Source organism: Brevibacterium sp. CCUG 69071, from assembly GCF_021023135.1.
Classification (GTDB): Bacteria; Actinomycetota; Actinomycetes; order Actinomycetales; family Brevibacteriaceae; genus Brevibacterium.
This window is the reverse complement of sequence record NZ_PGFV01000001.1, coordinates 532622-553871: the sequence shown is the minus strand read 5'-3', so window position 1 is coordinate 553871 and position 21250 is coordinate 532622. Positions and strand designations below refer to the sequence as shown.

Sequence of the window (21250 nt, the reverse complement as noted above, 5' to 3'; positions counted from 1 at the left end):
GCCCTCACTCCATGGTGTCGAGGATGTCGATGAGGTCCTCGAGCGTGGTGAGCGGATTGACGATCGCGAAGCGCGCGTTCGGCCGCCCGTTGTGCGAGCTCGGCACGACGAACGCACGCTGATCCTCCAAGAGCCGATCCGACCACGTCTGGTAGTCACTCCGAGACCAGCCGTCACGTTCGAAGACGACCACGGAGAGTTCGGGTTCACGCACGAGCCGCAGGTTCGGCCGCTTCTTGATCTCCGAGCCGATCTGCATCGCCAGCTCGATCGAATGCCCGATCGCCTCCCGGTAGGTCTCAGCCCCATAGCTGGCCAGCGAATACCACAGCGGAAGGCCGCGGGGACGCCTGGTCAGCTGGATCGCATAGTCCGAGGGACTCCACTCCTCAGCCTCGGTGAGAGTGTCGAGGTATTCGGCGTGCTGGGTGTGCGCTCGCCGCCCGGCTCGCGGGTCGCGGTAGAGCAGGGCGCAGGCGTCGAAGGGCGCGAAGAGCCACTTGTGCGGATCGACGATGAGGGAATCGGCGGATTCGACACCGGCGAACTTGTGCCTGGCCAGGGGTGAGAGCATCGCGGCCAGCCCGTAGGCGCCGTCGATGTGCAGCCAGAAGTCGAAGTCGTCCTTGAGCGCGGCGATGCCGGCGATGTCATCAATGGTGCCGAAGTTCGTCGTGCCCGAGGTGGCCACGACCGCGATCACCGCGTCGCCGTGCTCCTCCAAGGCGGCGCGCACGCCGTCTGGACCAAGGATTCCATCGTCCCCGGTGGCCACCGGGGCGACATCGACGTCCATCACCTCGGCCGCCGAGGCGACGGAGGAGTGGGCCTCGGCACTGCACACGATCACCCAGCGACCGGGGCGGGCCTCACCGAGCTTGCGCTTCTGTGCATCGCGGGCCGCGACGAGGGCCGAGAGGTTGCCGATCGTGCCGCCCTGAACGAAGACGCCGCCGGCGGTGTCGGGCAGTCCGAATTCGCCGGCCAGCCAGGACAGCACCTCGTTCTCGGCATGGACGACTCCGGCACCCTCGAGCCACGATCCCCCGTAGAGGGCGCTCGCCGAGACGACGAGGTCGAAGGCGACGGCGGCCTTCGTCGGGGCACTGGGAATGAAGGACAGATACTTCGGATGATCGGTGGTAATGCAGGCGGGAGCGAAGATGTGCTCGAAGATCGCCAGTGCACGAGAGGATCCCACGCCCTCTTCGGTGATCGTCGGACCCGCCAGACGCTTGAGTTCGGTATTTGTGGTCGGGTGATCCAAGGGCGTGTCCACGGCCAGGGTGCGTCGCCGGGAGTACTCCAGGACGAGATTGACGAGATTGCGGGTCTCGTCGGAGACCACGTGCATGCGGGAATGGAGACTGTCGTTCATCGGTCCCTCCTGGACGGCGGCGGCAATTGCGGATCGCTTCTTCAGAACGAGACTATCTGCTCGTGCGGTCTGGCGAGGCCTTCACGTGGACTCCCCCGGGCGGCAGATTCACGCACGTAACTCGCAAGTCCTGATTATCAGTCATAATTGCTTGCGTTTCCCGCAATCGACGGGTAGGTTCACACCATGCACGTGCAAATCGATTCCCAGGCCACATCGGGACGGGCGAAGGACGCGATCCTACGCAGCGGTCTCAGTCAACGGCGCATCGCCGCGGCCATCGGCATCGATGAGACGAAGCTGTCGAAATCCCTGGCGGGCAATCGACGCTTCACCGCCGAGGAGCTGTTCGGCCTGGCCACCTCGACGGGGGTGACGGTCCGATGGCTGCTCGGAGACGAATCCGAGGTCTCCGCCGCACCGAGTCGCACACCGTCCGTGCCCGAGGAGTCCGAGGCCGCCGAGGCGACGCCCCGGAGGCACATTGTCGAAATCGCCTGGGACCTGTTCGCCCGACTCGGCTACGAGGCCGTGCGAATTGCGGACATCGCCGAGGCGGCAGGCGTGTCGAGTGCGAGTGTCCACTACTACTTCTCCAGCAAATCGGACCTCTTCGATGCCACGCTCGATCATTCCGTCAAGCTCGCCTTCGACCGACAGATCGCCTGGCTGAGCGGAATCCGCAATCCCCGGAGGCGACTTGAAAGGCTGCTCGAACTCCAGTCGCCCATCGGCAGGACCTCCCGCAGCGAGTGGTCGATCTGGGTCCAGACCTGGGCTCGACTCTCCCTCGAGGGAGCCGACGCCGCGCACTACCTCGAAAGCTATGAACGCTGGTCGACGACGGTGCGCCGGACGATCGCCGACGGGCAGGACCAGGGTCTCTTCCGGGCAGGAGATGCTGCCGCCATGACCGACGAGCTGACATCGCTGCTCGACGGCCTCGGGGTCAAGGTGCTCACCGGAGTCTTAGACGCCTCGACGTTCCGCATGCGGCTCGCGAACTACCTTGACCGAACGATCACCGAAGAGCACGAGACCAAGAAGAACTCAACTGATGAGGAGTCATCATGAATCGCAAAGTCATACTCACCTGCGCCGTGACCGGTGCCGGCGACACGACCGGAAAGAGCGAACACGTTCCCGTCACACCGGCCGAGATCGCCGATGATGCGATCGCCGCCGCCCGAGCCGGCGCCTCGGTCGTGCACATCCACGTCCGCGACCTCGAGACCAAACAGGGATCTCGGGAGGTCGCCTACTACCGCGAGGTCGTCCGCCGGGTCCGCTCCTCGGATGTCGATCCGGTCCTCAACCTCACCGCAGGAATGGGCGGAGACCTCGTCGTCGATCCGCAGGATCCGACCACGCACATGCCGGGCACCGATCTCGTCAACGCCCTCGAACGGCTCCCCCACGTCGAGGAGCTGCTGCCGGAGATCTGCACCCTCGACTGCGGCTCGCTCAACTTCGGTGAGGGATCGAACATCTACGTCTCGACCCCGGACATGCTCCGCGAGGGCTCGAAGCGGATCCAGACCCTCGGGGTGCGACCTGAACTCGAGATCTTTGATACCGGCAACCTGTGGTTCGCCAACGTCCTCGTCGAGGAGGGACTCATCGATCCCCCGCCGCTGTACCAGCTGTGCATGGGCGTGCCCTATGGGGCGCCCGTCGACGCCGGCCTGCTTGCCGCGATGGTGAGCATGCTGCCCAAGGGCGCCCAATTCACCTCGTTCGCGATCGGAGCGAACCAGTTGCCGTGGGTGGCTCAGTCCGTGCTCGCCGGAGGCCATGCCCGGGTCGGTCTCGAGGACAACCTCTACCTGTCCAAGGGAGTCAAGGCCACTAACGCGGAACTCACCTCCCGTGCCGTCTCCATCATCGAGAACCTCGGCGCCGCGGTTGCCACCCCCGACGAAGCCCGTGAGATCCTCGACCTCCGGGTCCAGACACCGATCGTCTCGGGGGCTGATCTGTGAGCGTCGAACTTTTCGGACACCCCGACCGAGCGGCGGTCGAGGAGATCACGACGGTCACCTGCATCGGCGCCGGCACCATCGGCGGGGGCTGGGCCGCCTACTTCCTCGCTCGCGGCTTCAGGGTCAAGGTCTGGGATCCCGCACCCGACGCCGATGAGAAGCTCACCCGGCTCATCGAGGCCGCCTGGCCCGCCCTGGCCGAGCTCGACATGGTTCCCGGCGCAGACAAGTCGAACTGGTCCCTGCACACCGACCTCGCCGAGGCGGTCGCGGACACCGGGTTCGTCCAGGAGTCGGCACCGGAGAACCTCGAACTCAAACAGGCACTGCTCGCCGGGATCGATGCCGTCTGCCCAGAACATGTCATCATCGGTTCGTCCACCTCCGGCTACAGCATGACTGAGATGGCCACCGAGACCTCTCATCCCGAACGTTTCGTCGTCGGGCACCCGTTCAATCCGCCCTATCTCATCCCTCTCGTCGAGGTCGTCGGCGGTCAGGCCACTGCGGATGAAGCAGTCGACTGGGCTGCCGAGTTCTACTCTCATATCGGCAAATCCGTGATCCGCATGGATCAGGAGGTTCCCGGGTTCATCGCCAACCGCCTGCAGGAGGCGCAGTGGCGCGAGGCCCTGCACATGATCGATCAAGGTGAGGCAACCGTCGAGCAGATCGACCGGTCGATCACCGACGGCCCCGGGCTGAGATGGCCGTTCCACGGACCTATGCTCACCTTCCACCTCGCCGGCGGTGAGGGCGGGATGGCGCATATGCTCGACCACTTCGGACCGTCGCTGAAGTCCCCGTGGACGCGTCTCGAGGCTCCGGAACTCACCCAGAACCTCCGCGACAGCGTGGTCGCCGGCTGCGACATCGCCAGCGGCACACGGAAAATCGCCGAGCTCGTCGCCCAGCGGGACGCCGGGATCATCGCCCTCCGCAAGCTCACCGCGTCGCTCACCTCCGACCAAGAGTCGGCACCGGTTCCCTCGGCGTCGGTTCCCACAGGGGAGCAGACATCCGCAGAACCGACAGCGGAGTCAACAGTTCTCCAGACCTATACGACCGAGGTCAGTCCGGAGTGGATTGACTACAACGGGCACATGTCAGAGGCCTACTACGTCCTCGTTTTCGGCTTCGCCACCGATCAGGTGATGGATCAGCTGGGCCTCGATGAGCAGTACCGAAGCAGCGTCGGCGCCTCCCTGTACACGGTCGAATCCCATATCCGCTACCTCGACGAGGTTGCGCTGGGATCGCGGCTGCACGTCACCCCGATGCTCGTCGCAGCCGGAGACAAGAAGCTCCATCTCGCCTACGAGATGCACGTCGATGACCGCCTGGTGGCCACCGAGGAGATCGTCTGCCTCCACGTCGACCAGCACGAGCAGCGGGCCACCGACTTCCCAGCCGGCGTGCGCACGCGAATCGCAGGATTCCGAACACACACCCCCGAATGGAGCGGTCGACGCCTCGGCTGACAATCGGCGGCTCGGATCAACGAGGGGCGGTGACCGCGGTGCGGTGATCGTCTCGGCAGGGATCGAGAAGTCACCGCGGGCCGCCGGGGCTATGCTTGAACTCCGGCGGCCACACACCGCGCCCGCCGCTTACCGACGAGCCACACCCCAAGGAGCATGCCCATGCCTGCGAAGATGGTCTCCCCCGCCTCGGCGATCACCTTCTCCAGCACTGCGGAGGTCCTCAATGAGCGAGCGATCCTGCGTCTGACCGCAGAGGCGAGCACCCAGCTGCCCTCGCGCGGACAGGTCGCCGTCACGGGAGCTGCCGCGGGCCAGGAGTTCACGACGGTGGTCGAACCCGATGGGATGCGCGGTCACTGGATCAGCGTCGATGACGACCTGTGGTCGAAGATGCAGGTCAGTCCCGGAGACACGGTCCAGGTCGAGGTGACGCCCACGAAGGACTGGCCCGAGGTCGATGTGCCCGACGACCTGCGCAGCGCTCTCGACGACGCCGGCGACCTCGACGAGGTGTGGGCGGGCCTGACCCCCATGGCCCGCTGGGAATGGGTGCGATGGATCAAGGCGACGAAGAACGCCGACACCCGAGCCCGTCGGGTCGACGTCGCGATCTCGAAGCTCGAATCCGGCAAGCGCCGCCCCTGCTGTTTCGATCTGTCCGCGTGCACCGACCCGGAGCTGTCGAAGAGCGGCAAGCTGCTGGGCCTCTCCTAGGCGATTCGCGGGGCCCGGTCACTCCAGGTGCCCGGATCTTCGCAGTGAAGGCCGGGTGGTGATTCGCAGAGTCATCGCCGCCCCGAGGACCGAGCAGAACGCAGCGGCTGCGAAGAGCAGCCAGAATCCGCCGACGAGTGCGACCAGCCCGGCGCCGAGCAATGGTCCCAGCAGCTGACCGAGGTTGGCCGAATTGTTGACGATGCTCAGATCGCGGGCATGGTCGTCGGGATCGAGCAGCAGGTCGGTGGCGAAGGCGAGGCTGACCGCCATGTACGCCCCGTATCCCGCGCCCATGATCCCTGCCGCACAGGCCGTAGTCGCAAAATTGGGATTGATCAGGATGAGCACGCCGGAACAGGCCTGCACCAGTGCGGATGTGATCGTCCACAGCCGTCGATTGCCGCTGCGGTCGGTGATGATGCCGACCAGCACCGAGGCGATGACGACGAAAACCGTATAGATGATGACCAGGACGAGCAGACCGTCGTCAGCGCTGTCGGCGGGGAAACCGAGGCCGTGGAGGAGGAAGAACAGCAGCAGCGAGGTGCCGAAGGCATTGCCGAGGTTGACGATGAAGCGCGTGGTCACGAGCCATCTGAAGTTGTTGTCGAAGAGGGATGAGATCCGCGGCGCGGCCAGCACCTGATGACGGTGGAGATCGCTTAAGGCGGGGTGGGGAGGAGCCGGATCGGGCAGCAGCAGTGCGGTGCCTGTCCCGATGACTGCGATGAGTCCGGCGAGCAGCACGTAGGAGGCACCGGGGCTCAGTCCCAACAGCACAACGGCCCCAATCCCGACGACGACGCCGACGGCCTGTGCCGAGCTTGCCGCCGCCGAGGCCGCACCACGCTGGGCTCCCAGCTGGTCGGCGATGAGAGCTGTCAGGGCCGCGGAAGCCGTCGAGACGCCCACGGACACGATGACCCAGGATGCTCCGACGAGCAGTGGGCCTTCGGCGATGCCGGTGAGCAGCAGCCCGAGTGCCGCACACAGGGATCCGGCGATCGCCCAGGGACGCCGGCGACCGAGTCGCCAACGGGTGCGATCGGAGAGCCGACCGGCGAGCGGGGCGACGACGATTCCGGCCAGTCCCCCGGCCGAGAGGACGACGCCCGACCAGACGACGCTCTCGATCCATTCTCCGCCCTGGGTCTCGAGCTGCAACGGCAGGAGAAGCTGGACGGGGGTGAGCTGGACGGTCCAGATCGCCAGCCACGCGGTGGTGAACCAGACCATCCACAGCGGTCCGACCCGCGCCCCGTCCCGCTGCCCGGAGACGGTCACGGGCCTCACGATCTCACCGCGGCGATGAGGTCCCGCAGCCACCGGAAGGAGGCCTTCGGGGTGCGTTCACCGGTGTCCATATCCACATGGACGAGACCGAAGCGCTGGGTGAAGCCATCGGCCCATTCGAAGTTGTCCAGAAGCGACCACACGGTGTATCCGTCGACACGCACGCCCGCCTCCATCGCTTCGCAGACCGCGGTGAGGTGAGAGCGCAGGTAGGAGATGCGATCCCCGTCCGCGATCTCCTCGGAGCAGCGCGCGGGCTCCGGAAACGCGGCGCCGTTCTCCGCGATGACGATCGGCGGCAGGGCCGATCCGTAGCGGTCCGACATATCGATGAGGAAGTCACGGAGGGTGTCGGGTCTGATCGGCCACATCGGCCCGAACCCGGTGGTCGCCGCGCCCTCGGTGGGAACCATCGCAAAGGGCAGAGGCCCATCCGAGGCGGTTGCCGTGATCGGATTGTAGTAGTTGAGGCCGTAGATCTCGGTCGTCCGCGAGATCAGCTCCATATCTCCGGTCTTAATCGGCATGGCGGCACCGAATCCTTCGAGGTCCGGGTAGGTGCCCAGGAGCAACGGATCGGCGAAGAGTCTGTTCATGATCGTATCGAGAGCCGCCCCCGCTGCGAGGTCGGCTTCGGTGTCAGAGGCCGGCAGGATGAGGCTGTGGTTGAGTGCCGGAGCCGCCTGGACGGCGCCGTATTCGCGCAGGATCTCCGCGGCGAGGCCGTGCGCCAACAGCTGATGGTGCACGCTGGGCAGTGCATCGAAGAGCAGGCCCCGAGCCGGAGCGAGTTCGTCGAGCGCATAGCCCTGCAGTGCGGTCGAGGCAGGCTCGTTGATCGTGTACCAGTGGGAGACCCGATCGCCGAGGCGGGAAGCCACAACCGCCGCATAGTCGCCGAGGCGGAATGCGGTGTCGCGATTCAGCCAGCCGCCTGCGGCTTCGAGCGGTGCCGGCAGGTCCCAATGATAGAGCGTCGGTTCGGGGACGACCCCCGGCCTCGAGAATCTGGTCGACAAGCCGATCGTAGTAGTCCAGGCCTTTGGTGTTGGTCGGCGTCCCTGCCCCACCGTCGGGAATGATGCGCGTCCAGGAGATCGAGAAGCGGTACCGGTCCACGCCGAGCTCACGGAGCAGCGCGACGTCCTCTCGGCTGCGGTGGTAGCTGTCAGGTCCGGGCTCAGCCGTGCTGCCGTCAATGACCGTGCCCGGTGTGTCGACGAAGTCATCCCAGATCGATCGACCTCGACCGTCTTCGGTTCTCGCACCCTCGATCTGGAAGGCCGACGTAGCGACTGCGAAGCTCAGACGGCGCAGTGCTTCGACCGCGTCCACCGACGTCTCCTCCATTCTCAGAATATGCCACGGATGGGGGCTTGCCGCAAGGCCCCCACCAGGGTGAACAATGAGTGTCTTCATCCCCGCCGCCCGCTTATGTTCCCAGGAGTCCGCATGCCTGCCACACTCTTCGATCTGCCAGCCCGGCTGAACGCGAAGACCCGTCCCGAACTCATCGACGACGATGTCCGACACTTCACCCGCATCGCCGACCGGCTCGCCCGGGACCGCCGCGATCTCGAATCCCGGATCGACGGACTTCGACGGTCTCCTGCAGGAGATGGGCAGACCGGACTCGAACGCGATGCGCTCATCCGCGAACTCTCTGACCGCCTGAAGCTGCTCAGCCGGTTCGACCTCGATGTCTGTCTGGGCCGGATGGTCCTCGCCGCGACCGGCGAGATCGTCTACATCGGACGGCTCGGCCTGCGAACTGATGACGGCGACCAGCTGCTCGTCGACTGCCGGACTCCCCGTGCCGAACCCTTCTTCGCTGCGACCCCCGTCTCCCGGCACGGTCTGTCCTCCCGACGCCGCTATCGGTGGTCCGAAGGACGCATCACCGACTACTGGGACGAGTCCCTCAGGCCGGGCGCAGCCGCCGACCGCACCGACTTCATCGCTTCACTCGACGCCAGCCGATCGGCGAAGATGCGTGACGTGGTCGCGACGATCCAGGCTGATCAGGATGCGATCATCCGTGCCGCCGATCGACCCGCACTGGTCATCGACGGAGGTCCGGGGACCGGTAAGACAGTCGTCGCACTCCACCGTGCCGCGTACCTGCTCTACTCGCAGCCGCGGATCAGCACCGGTGGCGGGCTGCTGTTCGTCGGCCCCACCCATGCCTACCTCAACTATGTCGATGACGTTCTGCCCAGCCTCGGCGAGAACCGCGTCCGGCTCTGCACTCTCGAGGATTTCACTCCGGTCGAACCTGTGACAGTCGACGCAGTCGCCGATGCGGAGATCAAGGGAAGACTCGACCCGGTCAGCGTCCTCGACGCGGCGACGCACCTCTACGAGCAGCCACCTCGGCAGGTCCTCGCCGTCGACACCTCATGGGGTGAGGTGATCGTCCGACGCGAACACTGGAACGAAGCCTTCGCCGCTCGGGAGGAGACGGATCACAATGCGGCGCGTAAACAGGTGTGGAACTCCCTCGTAGACATCCTCGTCGAGGCTGCTGCAGAGATCGACGAAGACGCCGATCCCGACCGGGTGCGCGAAGAGGTTTCCCGGGATCCGAAGCTGCGAGAGACGTTTGCGACCACCTGGCCGATTCTCGATCCGCTCGACCTCGCCGGTGACTTGTGGACGGTGCCCGACTACCTACGACTGGCCGCGCCGGAGCTCGACGACGATGAGATCGCCTGCCTGCAGCGGGAGAATCCACGGGAGTGGACCCAAGCGGACATGCCTCTCATCGATGCCGCGCTCAGACGAATCGGTGATCCTGCCGAAAACGCTCGTGCGGGACTCGCCTCGGTGCAGGCCCGCGCCGAGCACGACCGGATGAGCGCTGTCATCGACGATCTCATCGCCGCCGATGACAGCGAGTTGGCGGAGATGACGATGCTCCGGGGTGATGATCTGCGTTCGGCATTGGATGATCCGACCGGGCGCGGGTCCGCCCGTGGCGATCGTCTGGCCGGTCCCTTCGGCCATATCGTCGTCGACGAGGCGCAGGTGCTCACCCCGGCCCAGTGGCGGATGCTCCTCGACAGGTGTCCCTCACGGAGTCTGACCATCGTCGGTGATCGGGCCCAGTCACGGCTCGGCTTCGCCGAGTCCTGGTCCGACCGGCTGAGCCGGGTCAGCCTGGAGGTCGCCGAGGTGGGACTGAGCGTGAACTACCGGACCCCCGCCGGGGTGATGGAGGTGGCCGAACCGGCCATCCGTGCGGTCCTCCCCCAGGCGAACGTGCCGCAATCGGTGAGATTCACGGGGAATCCGGTGCGATACGAACAGCGCCGGCACCTTGGAACCATCATCGAGTCGTGGTGCACCGATCAGGCCGAGGGGGTGGCCTGCGTGGTGACCGTCGATCCCGAACGTCACGCGGATTCGGCGTCGTCGCGGGTCTCGGTTCTGCGGCCGGAGGGCGTCAAAGGCCTCGAATTCGACCTGGTGGTCGTCGACGAACCCGAGAGTTTCGGGGAGGGAGTGCAGGGAGGAGTCGACCGCTATGTGGCGATGACACGGGCGACCGCGCAGTTGGTGGTGCTGACTCAGTGAGAAGAGGTCAGTCGCGGGGTCATCCGCGGCCGGCGGCGATGCTCGCCGGCAGCCACACGAGAGGAATCTGCAGAGGCAGCCGAGCCAGGGAGATTGCACGCGCCCTGGGCTCCTCCCAGTGCTTGACCACGGTGTAGATGTTCGCCGGGAAGACTCCGACCATCAGCGCTGCGGATGCGGCACCTCCGAGCCTGCGCGTGCGCGGGACTGCCAGCAGCAGCGCGCAGCCGAGTTCGGCGGCACCGCTGACATAGGTCCAGTTCCGTGGGCTGCCCAGTCCGGGCGGTACGATCGCGTCGAAGACGCGGGGACGAGAGAAGTGAACGGCGCTCGAGAGACCCAGCAGACCCGCCATGACAGCTGTCCGCGTTCTCACTTCGAATGCACCTCTGCCCGATTCGTCGGTGGTCGCAGGCGACCGATTGTGGAGCTTAGGGGAATCGAACCCCTGACCTTTTCATTGCGAACGAAACGCTCTACCAACTGAGCTAAAGCCCCTTCCGTCTCTCACTTTACGCCGGGAGCACTGTTCGACACAAAACGAGAGGAAGCGAAGTTCGCCGCGGCGTTTGACGAACGGCTCAGGTCGGTACAGGCTGGGAGAAATCCCCCTCGAGGAAGGACTGGCAATGACTCAGGAATTCGGAACTGTCATCATCGGAGCAGGAATCGGCGGTGGAACCGTCGTCGAATCACTGCGGGAAGGCGGGTACGCCTCCTCGATCGCCCTCGTCGGCGCCGACCCTACAGCACCGTACTATCGACCCGACCTGTCGAAGAAGGTCATGCTCGAGGACAGCGATCCGGCCGATTCGGCTCTGCGGGGCGAGAACTGGTACCCCGACCACGATGTCACGACCTTCTTCGGGACCACCGCCACCGGCCTGGATCCGAAGAACCGGACCGTGACTCTCAATAACGGTGAGACGTTGAGCTACGGGCAGGCGATCCTCGCCACCGGTTCGACTCCCCGCACGCTCGATGTGCCGGGTGAGAACCTCGGCAACATCCACACCCTCAGGGACGCCGGCGACGCAATCGCGATCCGGTCTCAGTTCGGCCGGGGAAAGAAGGTCGCGATCATCGGCGGCGGGTGGATCGGACTCGAGGTCGCCGCGGCGGCCAGGTCCAAGGACTGCGATGTCACCGTGATCCTGCATTCGGCTCCGCCGCTCAAATCCGTCCTCGGTGATGAGCTCGGTCAGCACTTCGAGGATCTCCATCGGGCCAACGGGGTCGAATTCCTGGCCGACGCCGAAACCACCGCCTTCACCGGCGACTCTGCCGTCGAAGCCGTCGAAACCAGCGCCGGCAGCGTCCCGGCCGACCTCGTCGTGGTCGGCATCGGCGCCGATCCCACCGTCGAACTCGCCGCCGCGGCGGGACTCTACGTCGATGGCGGCATCATCGTCGACGAGCAGATGCGCACCAGTGAACCGACGATCCTCGCGATCGGCGACATCGCGAAGGCCCACAACAGCCTTCTCGACGAGCGTCTGCGCGTCGAACACTGGGACAATGCCGTCCGGCAGGCCGAGGTCGCCGCCTCCACCATCACCGGGGGGACCAAGTCCTACGATTGGCAGCCGTACTTCTACACCGACCAGTACGACCTCGGCATGGAGTACGTCGGCCACGGCAGCGCAGACGACGATGTCGTCATCCGCGGCGACAGGTCCAGCGGTGAGTTCATCGCCTTCTGGACCCGAGCCGGTCGCGTCACCGCAGCCATGAATGTCAACATCTGGGACTACAGCGACGAGCTGCGCGCACTCATCGGCAAAGAAGTCTCGGCGGCACGTCTGCAGGACGAGAGCATCGAGATCTCAGAACTCTGAGCAGTGGACTCCCTCTTCGCCGACGAGGCCTTCGAGAGGCGTCCCCGCCTCGTCTTCCCCGGTGCCGTGTGGCTGCCCGGGTACCTCGACGAGCGTGCGCAGGAATGGATCATCGCGCGTTGGTCACAGTGGCAGGCCGGGCCCGTACCCGCTCATTCGACCCGCATCGGCGGCCACCCGATGAGCGTGAAGACAATCGGACTCGGCTGGCACTGGCGCCCCGGGGCCTATGACCGCAGGGCCCGCGACGTCAATAACGAGACCGTTCTCCCTTTCCCGGACTGGATGACCAGGCTGGGTCGACAGGTCATCGATTCCGCCGCCGAGGCGGTCGCCCGGGACGACGACCAACCTGGCTCGGCCGCCTCGGTGTGGGGCCTCACTGCCTCCGATTACGAACCGGACGTCGCGCTCGTGAACTACTACGACGAGACCGCGAAGATGGGCATGCACCAGGACAAGGACGAATACGATCCGGCACCGGTCGTATCACTCTCCCTCGGCGACACCTGCATCTTCCGGTTCGGCAATTCGGAGTCACGCAACAGACCCTACGAGGACATCCGGCTGGCCAGCGGCGATGCCTTCGTCTTCGGCGGACCCGCGCGCTTCGCCTACCACGGAGTCACCAAGATCCTCCCGGGAACCGCACCGGACCACGGTCGGCTCAGCCACCTCGGCGGGGGCAGGATCAACATCACCATGCGCACCACCGGCCGGGACTGAGTCCGGCATCCGTCTTCAGTCTTCGGAGCGCTCGGCTTCGTCGATCACGCCCGCCGGCGGCTGGGCCAGCCGATTCGGCGAAGTCTTGCGATGGATCGGCTGGCCGGAGAGCACGGCCGAGCGCGAGAGCGTATTGCTGGCCACGGACGACACGATGATCAGACACAGCAGCGCCACCACAGCCATGAGCAGCGACCCCCACGAGAATCCGCTGGAATGCAGGTCGTAGACATAGGCCGCGATGACGATGAACGGCATCCCGAGTCCTGTCGCCGGGGAGAAGGCGTTGATGCGCGAGAGTGCGTCTCTGACGCGGAACATCGCGATCGCCGAGGCGAGCATGATCAGGGAGCCGGTGATTCCGAAGATCCCGACGAGCACGGCAGCCACAACATCGTTCATCAGCGATGCCCCCTTGTGAGGATCCGCGAGAGTGCCACGGTGGCGAGGATGCCGACCATCGAGGACAGGAAGATCACGTCGAGAACGATCGAGGACGAGACCGCGATGCCGATCATCGTGAGGATCCCGATCGCCGAGAAGTAGACGAGGTCACTGACGATCGCCCGCGATCCCAGATCCTTCACGGTCAGGACGCGGATGAGGCCGAGGATGATCGCGGCGGCGAGGATGACGATGCAGATGCTGACGACGATGTTCATCGGGTGCCTCCTTCGGATGCGTCAGTCTCGAGGTCCCGGCTCGCCGCTCGCGGGGCGCGTCCGCGCGTCATCGCCAGCAGCCGCGATTCCATAGCGATGAGGCCCTCCAGCGCCGATTCCTCGGAGTCTTCGAACAGGGCATGGACGAACAGCGCCGGCGGCTGTGTCGCGGTGCCCGACGCAATCGCGGTCACCAGGGTCCCGGGAGTGATGGTGATCGACGAGGCGAACAGCGTCACCTCGAGGTCGGTGGCACAGCGCAGCGGCAGCTCGACGATCATCGGTCGGGCATAGGCCTCACGCAAGACGAAGAGTCGGGAGGCGATGGTGAATGAGCCGGTGACGATCGCCCACAGGATGTAGGCGACGTAGGAGATGCCGTGGATGAGACGCATCATGGTCGGGTCACCGCCTCGATGTAGTCACTGTGGTCGATGAGCCCTTCGGCGGCGCGGCGGGTGATCTCGAGCAGCGGCTCCGGATAGACGAAGATCGCCACGGACAGTGCGATCATCACGGTGCCCGGGACCAGCAGCCGTGCCGGAATCCGCACGCTGCGCATGATCGGTTCGGCCGGTGCTCGTCCCGTCTCCGCCGAATCGGGGCGATAGGTCTGCATGGGCGGCCCCCAGAAGGTGTTCCGCCAGGTCCGCTGCAGGGCCAACAGCGACACGAGTGCACCGATGACGATGGCCGAGACCAATGCCCAGGCGAGGCCGTTCCCGCTCGCCGTGGCGGCGGTGATCAGACCGACCTTCCCCCACAGTCCCGAGGTCGGCGGCAGACCGATGAGGGAGAACAGGCCGAGGATCATCAGCACGCTGGCCCAGCGTTCCCGTCCCGCGAGTCCGGAGAGCTTCTTGAAGGATCCGGTCCCGTAGGTCTGCTCCACGGCTCCCATGATGAGCAGCAGTCCCGCCATCGTGACCATGTGGTGGACCATGTAGAAGGCACCGGCCCCGAGCGCAGCCGTGGACAGGAGCGTCACACCGAGCAGGATGTGCCCGACCCCCGCAGTCATCTGGAAGGCGAGGACGTTGCGGACGCGGATCTGGCCGAAGCCGGACAGGGAGCCGAGCAGGATGCTCACGACCGCGATGATCACGATGACGTTCACCCACGGCGCCGGTTCCCCGTAGACGGTGGTGTAGATCCGGTAGATCGCATAGAGCGCGACCTTCGAATGCAGACCGGAGAACAGAGACATCATCCCCGCCGAGGTGTTCGGATAGCTGCGCACCAGCCAGCCGTGGAAGGGTGCGCCACCGGCCTTGATGATCAGTGCCAGCAGCACCACGCCCAGGGCCAGGGCTCCCTGACCGGTGGGAGTGCCCATGTCGGCGAGCACGGCGAGGTTGACCGTGCCGGTGGCACCGTAGACGAATCCGACTCCGATGAGCAGGATCGTCGAGGTCAGCAGGTTGACCATGACGTACATCCGGCCCACGCCGAGGCGGCGCCAGGTTCCGGTGACCGCGATGAGCGCATAGGCCGGCAGGACCATGACCTCGACGAAGACGAAGAAGTTGAAGAGGTCACCGGTCAGCAGTGCTCCGTACACGCCGGTGAGCATCATGAGGATCAGCGCCGGCACGAACCGATACTGGTCCTCACCGGTCGTGATGAGGAAGACCGCGCTGATCACCGCGATGAGTGAGGTCAGCACCAGCATCAGCGCAGTGAACGTGTCGGAGACGAAGGGGATCGCCAGGCCGGGAACATAGCCGCCGACCGAGTGGGCGATGACGGGCTGCGTCCGGTGCATCAGCAGAAGTCCGACGCCGGAGAGACCGACGAAGCTAGGGGCGGCCAGCAGCAGAATACGGTCGAAGGTGCGGGAGGTGATGAGCACGCTCAGCGCCGAGGCGAGCAGCGGCACACCGATGAGCAGGAGCAGGAGTGCAGGGTTCATGAGTCGCGCTCCTCCCCGGTCTCGGGTGCCCGTTTCTGATCGTCGTCATGTCCGAGCACGGCGAGGGCGAGCATGAAGATCGTCACCGCCAGGGTGATGACGATCGCCGTGAGCACGAAGGCCTGCGGCAGCGGATCGGCTGCCAGCGACTGGTCACCGCGATCGCTGAGCGGTTCGACCCGCCACGCGCCGACTCCGGCGGAGAGCAGAATGAAGTTCGCGGCGTGGGAGATCAACGTCAGTCCGAACACTCCCCTGACCATCGACCGCTGCATCATGAGGTAGACGCCGCCAGTGGTGAGGACGCCGATCGTGAGAGCGAGGATCATCGGCTTCCCTCCTGCTCGGCGGATTCGGTGGACAGGTCGTCGGAGCCCTGGGCATCCGGCGGGGCATCGCCGTCGAGGATGTGCGTCGAGGACGCCCGCACCTTCTCGTCCGCGTCGGAGTTCCGCACGCGACGCTCCCGCTCCGGACGCTCTCCCCGGATCGCGTCCATCGGTCCGCGCAGTTCGCCGTAGAGCAGCTCGTCGGCGCGTTCACGGGTGCGTTCGACGTCGCGGCGGATGATGCCGTTGGTGAGCACATCGTCTCCGGCAGGCGTGGCTGCGGAATCAGAGACGCCGAGGAGGTTGAAGGACAGGAGGATGAGCCCGAGGACGGCCAGATAGACGCCGACGTCGAAGAGCATCGACGTCGTCCAGTGCTGTCCCGCGAACTCCGTATGCAGGGGTTTGAGGAAGGACCCGGCGAAGAGAAGCCCGATGATTCCCGTGACCACGGCGGTGGCGACACCGCTGCCGATGAGGTAGAGCGGGGCACGCGGCGGACCGATGGCCCGGTCCTTCGCCGTCGACAGATAGGCCAGGCCGATGATCGCAGAGCCGACCAGCGCGGCGATGAAGCCGCCGCCGGGCGAGTTGTGCCCGCGCCAGAAGATGACCAGCGAGGACGCTGCCAGCAGCGGCCCGAGCACCTTGATCGTCAGCTGCAGAGGGATCACGTTCGGCCAGGCTTCGTGCACGGCCCGGTAGGCCGTCGAGCCCTTTGGACGGATCGACACCCATGCCTGTCGGGGTGGTTCGGGGATGTTCTCAGCCGGTGGGTCGATGAACTTGTCCTTGACCGTCGACATCACCGCGACGATGGCGATTCCGGCCATACCGAGGACCGTGAGCTCACCGAGGGTGTCGAGGGCACGGAACTCCACCAGGATGGTGTTGACGATGTTGCTCCCGCCGCTGATCTCGGGGGCGTTCTGGATGTAGTACAGGCCCAGATCCGAGCGTTCCCGGCGGCCGTTGAGCACCAGGGTGAGTCCGGTCACCATGGCACCGACGAGGACGGCGAAGAGCAGCCGGGGAACCTGAAGCCGCTTCGGGAACCGCCAGAACGCACGTGGGAGCTTCTGCAGCACGAGCATGATGACGATGATCGTCATCGCCTCGACCAGAAGCTGGGTGAGGGTGACATCGGGGGCACCGAGCGCCAGGATCTGCACGGTGGCGAGGATGCCCACCGCGGACAGGGCCACGACGGTCGTCAGCCGCGAATGGGAGGTGCAGACGACGATCACCGCAACGGTGGTCAGGACGAGCACGACCACGTCGACGGGACGCCACAGCCCCTCCTGCAAGGGCGGCAGGTCCCCATAGACGGCGGGGATCGCCCCCAGGGCGAGCAGGGCCAGGCCCCCGAGCGACGTTGCCAGGTACGGTCCGGAATTCATCGGGCGCACAAATGCGCCGAGGCCGCGGCCGAGGCGGCGAAGAACGAAGGTGATGCCGGCGATGACGGCAGCGCCGTCGGTGCCCGGCGCGGCACGGTGGAAGAACGCGAACACGCGGGAGCGGTTGATGATGAGGATCACGCCGATGACGATGATCAGCGCCGAGGCGGCCAGTTCGACGTTGAACCCGTGCCACAGGGACAGGTGGACCGAATCCGAGGCGGTGGGAACCGCCGCGCGCACAACCCGATCGAGAGGGTGGTCAAAGACGAAGAGAGCGAACCCCAGCGGCAGGGAGGCCACGATCGGCAGCCCCGCTGCGGTGAGCATCACCGGGGAACCGCGGTGGAGCTGCGATCGGTCCACGTCGCGCCCGTCGATGAAGCAGCCCCACACGGTCTTGGCGCAGTAGGCGAAAGTGAGCACCGAGGCGCCGACGGCGACGATGAGCGCGGCCCAGCCGATCCCGCTGCCGCCCGGGGCCTCGGTCAGAGCGGTGAACAGTGACTCCTTCGACACGAATCCGAGCAGCGGTGGGATGCCCGCCATGGAAGCGCAGCCGATGATCATGACGATGAATGCGCCCGGTGCCTGACGCATGAGGCCCGGGATCCGAGCGAGATCGCGGGTGCCGGCAATGTGGTCGACGACGCCGACCATCATGAACAGACCGGATTTGAACAGGGCGTGGGCGATCACATGCAGGGCCGCGGCGGCGATCGCCGCCTCGGTGCCGACTCCGATGACGGCGGTGATGAGGCCCAGCTGCGAGACCGTGGAGAAGGCCATGAGCTTCTTCACGTCGTGTTGGTTGAGGGCGAACCATCCGCCGATGCAGGCGGTGAGGAGACCGGCGATGATGAGCAGCGCATTCCAGGCAGCCGTCTCATGGAACGTCGGCGAGAAGCGCATCATCAGGAAGATGCCGGCCTTGACCACGGCCGCGGCATGCAGATAGGCCGAAACCGGTGTCGCGGCGGCCATCGCATCGGGCAGCCACGAATGGAACGGGAACTGCGCGGATTTCGTCATCCCGGCCACGGCGATGAGCACCGCCACCAATGTCGTCACCGCGGGCTGGCCCGTCCAGACGGAGGAATTGAGCGCCTCGTTGACGTTCGTCGTCCCGGTCACCGCGATGATCACTCCCGTGGCCACCAGGAGGCTGAGTCCGCCGATGAAGGTGAAGAACATCGTACGTAGGGCCGGTGCCTGACCGGGAGAGCCAGAGCGGGCGATGAGGAAGAAGGAGGCCAGTGAGGTCAGCTCCCAGCACACGAAGAGGACCAGCAGGTCGTTGCTGAGCACCAGGGAGACCATCGAGAAGGTGAAGATCACCATCAGCCAGTAGAAGCTGGTGTTCCGTCCCGGCGACAGATAGGCCGTCGAATAGACGAAGACCACGGCACCGATGATGAGGGCGATATAGGTGAAGAGAACGCCGATGCCGTCGGCGCGCAGCGCCAGCTCAACTCCGAAGGAGGGGATCCACGGGACGGAGAATTCGGGAGTCTTACCCGCCATCACCTCGGCGGCGGTGGGGGTGAACAAGGCGGCTGTCGCTAGGTAGGCGGCAGCAAGCGGCCACCCGCTGGCGCGGCCTAAGAGCCGCGTGATGAACGGGGTGAGGATGACGAGTGAGGCAAGTGCGAGAATCGTGAGGATCATGTCCGAGCTTTCGGGTCCGGTGACATCGGTGACGGTTCCTTCACACACTGATCCTTCGCCACGATGAACGTACACTCTGACAGACTCAGACTTACAAGACTTCAGACTATCGACTCGGAGTTCCATGAGCAAAAGCACACGCAACCTTCAGACCGGTCGAACGGTGTCGGTGTTCTTCGACGCCCGCTTCACCAGAACCACCCATCACGACGGCATCTCTCGCTATGGATCGTGCCTGCTCGCAGCGTTGCTCGACGCCGCAGCAGACACCGAGATCGAAGTCACCGCGATCATCAATGACGAAGCTCAGCTGGATCTGCTGCCGCAGTGCCGGTGGGTCAAGCTCAACTCCCCCACGTCTCCGGCTGAGGTCTTCATCGCCTCCGAGCTCAATGCGCTGGGAGCCGACGTGGTCTTCTCCACCATGCAGGTGATGGGGTCCACGGGTCGCCGATACGGGCTGATCCTGACGATCCACGATCTCATCTACTATTCGCACCCGCAGCCTCCGCGCGACCTGCCGCTGCCGGTGCGATGGCTGTGGCGGGCCTACCACCTCAGCTACGCCCCGCAGCGGCTGCTGCTCAACCGTGCCGATGCGATCGCGGCAGTATCGGAGACGACGAAGGAGCTCATCGCCGCCCATTCGCTGAGTTCGAAACCGGTGACCGTAGTCTCCAATGCCGCCGAGGTGACCGCGGAGAATGCTCGCACCGTGAACAGGCATGACGCGAAGTCGCTCGTCTACATGGGTGCCTTCCTGCCGTACAAGAACGTCGAGACCCTGATTCTCGCGCTGGAGTTCCTGCCGGGGTGGACGCTGCACATTGCGAGCCGGATCGAGGGGCGCCGTGAGGCTCAGCTGCGTGCGCTCATTCCGGATCGGGCGAAGGTCGTCTTCCACCGCGGTGTCAGCGACGACGAGTATGCCGAACTCCTCGACTCGGCCACCGCCCTGGTCACTGCGTCGCGGGCGGAGGGGTTCGGTCTGCCCGTGATCGAAGCGATGGCGCAGGGAGTGCCGGTCGCCGTCTCGGACATCCCGATCTTCCATGAGATCGCCGGTGATGCGGCCGTGTACTTCGATCCCGAGGATCCCCGCTCGGTGGCGGCGCGCATCGCAGACCTCAGCGATGAGACTGTGTGGGCCGAGGCGTCGGCGGCGGGCCGCGTGCAATCCGAGAAGTTCGACTGGGAGGAATCGGCGCGGGCCCTCATCGGACTCATCCGCTCGGTGAATGCCGAGCGCGGCTGAGTTGTGAGCGGCGTCCGGCGGCGGGAGGGCCGCGAACCGCAGAGGGGCCCGCGGAACGGGCGGCTACCGGGCGGGGCGGGTCCCCCAACTGCGCAGCACCCAGTTCTCACCGGTGAAGCCGAACTCACCGTGTCCGCAGTTGCCGAGAACGGCCAGGCGGCCGCTGCCGGTGAGCCCGAGCAGGATCTCCGCCGCGCCCCGCAGAACAGCGCCGTGAGCGACGATGGCGATCGTCTCGGCATCGGTGGTGTAGACGAGGTCGACGATCGCCTCGGCGACCCGTTGTCCCGACTGGCTGCGTGATTCGCCTCCGGGTGGGCTGATATCCGCTCCTGCCGCCCAGGCCGCCAGCTCCTCGGCCCAGTTCTCGGCGACCTCTGCTCGGGTCGAGCCTTCCCAGTCGCCGAAGGCGGTCTCACGCAATCGAGCGTCTCGGACCGGTTCGAGGTCGAGCAGTTCGGCAAGGTGATCGGCGGTTTCGGCGGCGCGAGAGAGATCGGAGGAGACGATCAGCTCGGGATGCAGGTGCTGAAGATTCTGCGCCGTTTCGGCGGCCTGCGCGCGACCGAGGTCGTTCAGCGGCACATCCGACTGACCTTGGAAGCGTCCCGCGACATTGAAGTCGGTCTGGCCATGACGCCAGAAGATGACCGTCTTGGTCATGAAGCGTCGTCTGCGGCCGGCAGCTGCAGGTCGATGACCGGAACGTCCTTCCACAGGCGTTCGAGTGCGTAGTACTCACGCTGTTCGGCGGAGAACACGTGCACGACGATGTCGCCGAAGTCCAGCAGCACCCAGTCGCCGCTGCCGCGTCCTTCGCGTCGGAGCGGAGTGCGCCCGTGGGTCGTCTGCACCGCTTCTTCCACGGCGTCGACGATCGAGGCGATCTGCCGTTCGTTGTCGGCGGAGATGATGAGGAAGGCATCGGTGATGTAGAGCGTGGAGCTCACATCGAGGCCGACCTGGTCGGAGCCGAGCTTCTCGTCCGCGGCCTTCGCCGCAGTTCTCAGCATTTCGGTGGATTCAACGA

Annotated in this window: 20 protein-coding genes, 1 tRNA gene and 1 pseudogene; 8 read left to right on the top strand and 14 right to left on the bottom strand. The window is 65.7% G+C overall.

Going from position 1 to position 21250, the window contains the following annotated elements:
• Positions 1-4 precede the first annotated feature (4 nt).
• Positions 5-1378, bottom strand: a complete 1374-nt coding sequence (locus tag CV023_RS02525) for a pyridoxal phosphate-dependent decarboxylase family protein (RefSeq protein ID WP_230743890.1) — start codon at positions 1376-1378, stop codon at positions 5-7.
• 186 nt (positions 1379-1564) lie between these two features.
• On the opposite strand from CV023_RS02525, the gene CV023_RS02520 reads away from it, so the two are divergent.
• From CV023_RS02520 to CV023_RS02505, 4 genes are all read left to right on the top strand, one after another.
• Positions 1565-2452, top strand: coding sequence for a TetR family transcriptional regulator C-terminal domain-containing protein (locus CV023_RS02520; RefSeq protein WP_230743889.1), 888 nt, complete (start codon positions 1565-1567; stop codon positions 2450-2452).
• Positions 2449-3360 carry a 3-keto-5-aminohexanoate cleavage protein gene (locus CV023_RS02515; RefSeq protein ID WP_230743888.1) on the top strand — a complete coding sequence of 304 codons (912 nt, stop codon included), beginning with the start codon at positions 2449-2451 and terminating at the stop codon, positions 3358-3360. Before CV023_RS02520 ends, CV023_RS02515 begins: the two co-directional genes overlap by 4 nt.
• Entirely contained in the window at positions 3357-4841 is a 1485-nt protein-coding gene (locus CV023_RS18945) for a 3-hydroxyacyl-CoA dehydrogenase NAD-binding domain-containing protein (protein WP_230743887.1), read from the top strand. The genes CV023_RS02515 and CV023_RS18945 overlap by 4 nt, the downstream gene beginning before the upstream one ends.
• Before the next feature lie 162 nt (positions 4842-5003).
• Positions 5004-5558 carry a YdeI/OmpD-associated family protein gene (locus CV023_RS02505; protein WP_230743886.1) on the top strand — a complete coding sequence of 185 codons (555 nt, stop codon included), beginning with the start codon at positions 5004-5006 and terminating at the stop codon, positions 5556-5558.
• Positions 5559-5576: 18 nt separating this feature from the next.
• Here the strand turns inward: CV023_RS02505 and CV023_RS02500 are convergent, their stop codons facing one another.
• The 3 genes and pseudogenes from CV023_RS02500 to CV023_RS18730 all read right to left on the bottom strand — a co-directional run.
• A complete protein-coding gene (locus CV023_RS02500) occupies positions 5577-6854 on the bottom strand; it encodes an MFS transporter (protein WP_230743885.1) in 1278 nt (425 codons plus the stop codon).
• Positions 6851-7873: a glycoside hydrolase family 1 protein gene (locus CV023_RS02495; RefSeq protein ID WP_269067028.1), complete on the bottom strand. Its 1023-nt coding sequence runs from the start codon at positions 7871-7873 to the stop codon at positions 6851-6853. Before CV023_RS02495 ends, CV023_RS02500 begins: the two co-directional genes overlap by 4 nt.
• 43 nt (positions 7874-7916) lie before the next feature.
• Positions 7917-8204: pseudogene (locus tag CV023_RS18730) on the bottom strand (family 1 glycosylhydrolase); the annotation flags it as partial.
• A 102-nt stretch (positions 8205-8306) separates the two neighbouring features.
• On the opposite strand from CV023_RS18730, the gene helR reads away from it, so the two are divergent.
• Entirely contained in the window at positions 8307-10430 is a 2124-nt protein-coding gene (gene helR, locus CV023_RS02490) for an RNA polymerase recycling motor ATPase HelR (protein WP_230743884.1), read from the top strand.
• 19 nt (positions 10431-10449) lie between these two features.
• Here the strand turns inward: helR and CV023_RS02485 are convergent, their stop codons facing one another.
• Positions 10450-10806: a DoxX family protein gene (locus CV023_RS02485; protein ID WP_330166642.1), complete on the bottom strand. Its 357-nt coding sequence runs from the start codon at positions 10804-10806 to the stop codon at positions 10450-10452.
• 49 nt (positions 10807-10855) lie between these two features.
• A tRNA-Ala gene (locus CV023_RS02480) sits at positions 10856-10928 on the bottom strand.
• Positions 10929-11059: 131 nt separating this feature from the next.
• Here CV023_RS02480 and CV023_RS02475 point away from each other — a divergent pair.
• Positions 11060-12268: an NAD(P)/FAD-dependent oxidoreductase gene (locus tag CV023_RS02475; protein ID WP_230743883.1), complete on the top strand. Its 1209-nt coding sequence runs from the start codon at positions 11060-11062 to the stop codon at positions 12266-12268.
• Between the two features lie 3 nt (positions 12269-12271).
• Positions 12272-12994, top strand: a complete 723-nt coding sequence (locus CV023_RS02470) for an alpha-ketoglutarate-dependent dioxygenase AlkB family protein (RefSeq protein WP_230743882.1) — start codon at positions 12272-12274, stop codon at positions 12992-12994.
• Between the two features lie 15 nt (positions 12995-13009).
• Here CV023_RS02470 and CV023_RS02465 read toward each other — a convergent pair whose 3' ends face one another.
• The 6 genes from CV023_RS02465 to CV023_RS02440 are packed head-to-tail and all read right to left on the bottom strand — an operon-like array spanning position 13010 to position 18965.
• The gene (locus tag CV023_RS02465) at positions 13010-13396 is read right to left on the bottom strand and encodes a cation:proton antiporter (protein ID WP_230743881.1); all 387 of its coding nucleotides are present in this window, start codon (positions 13394-13396) and stop codon (positions 13010-13012) included.
• The gene (locus tag CV023_RS02460) at positions 13396-13656 is read right to left on the bottom strand and encodes a monovalent cation/H+ antiporter complex subunit F (protein ID WP_230743880.1); all 261 of its coding nucleotides are present in this window, start codon (positions 13654-13656) and stop codon (positions 13396-13398) included. Before CV023_RS02460 ends, CV023_RS02465 begins: the two co-directional genes overlap by 1 nt.
• Positions 13653-14054: a Na+/H+ antiporter subunit E gene (locus tag CV023_RS02455; protein WP_330166641.1), complete on the bottom strand. Its 402-nt coding sequence runs from the start codon at positions 14052-14054 to the stop codon at positions 13653-13655. Before CV023_RS02455 ends, CV023_RS02460 begins: the two co-directional genes overlap by 4 nt.
• Complete coding sequence (locus CV023_RS02450; RefSeq protein WP_230743879.1) at positions 14051-15568, bottom strand: monovalent cation/H+ antiporter subunit D family protein; 1518 nt, start codon at positions 15566-15568, stop codon at positions 14051-14053. The genes CV023_RS02455 and CV023_RS02450 overlap by 4 nt, the downstream gene beginning before the upstream one ends.
• Positions 15565-15897, bottom strand: a complete 333-nt coding sequence (locus CV023_RS02445) for a sodium:proton antiporter (RefSeq protein WP_230743878.1) — start codon at positions 15895-15897, stop codon at positions 15565-15567. Before CV023_RS02445 ends, CV023_RS02450 begins: the two co-directional genes overlap by 4 nt.
• Positions 15894-18965 (bottom strand): DUF4040 family protein, encoded by a 3072-nt coding sequence (locus CV023_RS02440; RefSeq protein ID WP_230744377.1) that lies wholly within the window; start codon positions 18963-18965, stop codon positions 15894-15896. The genes CV023_RS02445 and CV023_RS02440 overlap by 4 nt, the downstream gene beginning before the upstream one ends.
• 124 nt (positions 18966-19089) lie before the next feature.
• Between CV023_RS02440 and CV023_RS02435 the strand changes: the two genes are divergently transcribed.
• Positions 19090-20220, top strand: coding sequence for a glycosyltransferase family 4 protein (locus CV023_RS02435; protein ID WP_230743877.1), 1131 nt, complete (start codon positions 19090-19092; stop codon positions 20218-20220).
• A 63-nt stretch (positions 20221-20283) separates the two neighbouring features.
• Here CV023_RS02435 and CV023_RS02430 read toward each other — a convergent pair whose 3' ends face one another.
• A complete protein-coding gene (locus CV023_RS02430; RefSeq protein ID WP_230743876.1) occupies positions 20284-20883 on the bottom strand; it encodes a histidine phosphatase family protein in 600 nt (199 codons plus the stop codon).
• Entirely contained in the window at positions 20880-21233 is a 354-nt protein-coding gene (gene rsfS / locus CV023_RS02425) for a ribosome silencing factor (protein WP_269067105.1), read from the bottom strand. The genes CV023_RS02430 and rsfS overlap by 4 nt, the downstream gene beginning before the upstream one ends.
• Positions 21234-21250 lie beyond the last annotated feature (17 nt).